Annotated in this window: 1 rRNA gene; it reads right to left on the bottom strand. The window is 61.1% G+C overall.

Going from position 1 to position 535, the window contains the following annotated elements:
* A 23S ribosomal RNA gene (locus tag ACYQ0J_RS09925) occupies positions 1 to 535 on the bottom strand; the annotation flags it as partial.

The raw sequence follows: 535 nt of genomic DNA, 5'->3' as shown, positions 1-535 counted from the left end.
CTGCCACGGGTAGGCCGCATCTTCACGGCCAGTTCAATTTCACCGGGTCCCTCGCCGAGACAGCGCTCCGGTCGTTACGCTTTTCGTGCAGGTCGGAACTTACCCGACAAGGAATTTCGCTACCTTAGGACCGTTATAGTTACGGCCGCCGTTCACCGGGGCTTCGGTTCAGGGCTTGCACCCCTCCCCTTGACCTTCCGGCACCGGGCAAGCGTCGCTCCCTATACCTCCTCTTACGAGTTCGCAGAGAGCTGTGTTTTTGGTAAACAGTCGCCAGAGCCTGTTCACTGCGGCTCCCCGGGGCTCATCACCCCAGAGAGCACCCCTTCTCCCGAAGTTACGGGGCTAACTTGCAAAGTTCCTTGGCGAGGGTTATCCCGCGCGCCTGAGTGCTCTCGCACCCGCCCACCTGTGTCGGTTTGCGGTACGGGTTCCCACGGGTTGTGCTTAGAGGCTTTTCTCGGCTCCCTGGCTTCGGGGGGTTGTCACCCTCACGGGCTTCCCCACCACGCAGAGCTTTTGGGGAGCGGATTTG

It is taken from the genome of Thermus sp. FJN-A, from assembly GCF_054655095.1.
This window is presented reverse-complemented; position numbering and strand designations above follow the sequence as displayed.